Annotated in this window: 1 protein-coding gene; it reads left to right on the forward strand. The window is 78.0% G+C overall.

Going from position 1 to position 623, the window contains the following annotated elements; all coding sequences use genetic code 11:
- Positions 1-573, forward strand: a 573-nt coding sequence (gene otsB, locus P1P75_RS41870; RefSeq protein ID WP_319265358.1) for a trehalose-phosphatase, incomplete at its 5' end; no start/stop codon positions are given.
- Positions 574-623: the final 50 nt, after the last annotated feature.

A 623-nucleotide genomic window follows, 5' to 3' on the forward strand; every position in this document is an offset into this window, starting at 1 on the left:
GGGCTGGAGCGGCTCGCCGTGCTGGGGCATTACGGGGCCGAGCGGTGGGACGCCCGTACCGGGACCGTTTCCGCGCCCGCCCCGCACCCGGGGGTCGCGGCCGTGCGGGCGGAGTTGCCCGCTGTGCTGGAGGCGGCCGGGGCGGGGCCGGGGATCTGGGTCGAGGAGAAGGGCCGGGCCGTCGCCGTGCACACGCGCCGGGCCGAGGACCCGCAGGCCGCGTTCGAGGCGCTGCGCCGGCCGCTCGCCGAGCTGGCCGCCCGGCACGGGCTGATCGTGGAGCCGGGCCGGATGGTGCTGGAGCTGCGGCCGCCGGGCATGGACAAGGGCGTGGCCCTGACCGAGTACGTCCGCGAGACCGGCGCCGAGGCGGTGCTCTACGCCGGCGACGACCTCGGTGACCTGCCCGCCTTCGCCGCCGTGGAGAAGCTCCGCTCCGACGGCCTCCCCGGCCTGCTGGTGGCCAGCGGCAGCGCCGAGGTGACCGAACTGTCGGCGCGCGCGGACCTGGTCGTCGACGGTCCCGCCGGCGTCGTGGGCCTGCTGCGGGCGCTGTCGGGCCGACTGGGCTGATGGGCTGGGGTGTGGGCGGGTCGTTGACGGTGCCGTCGGCGGGGTGGGCT

The organism is Streptomyces sp. ID05-39B, assembly GCF_033794725.1.
Lineage (GTDB): Bacteria > Actinomycetota > Actinomycetes > Streptomycetales > Streptomycetaceae > Streptomyces > Streptomyces bobili.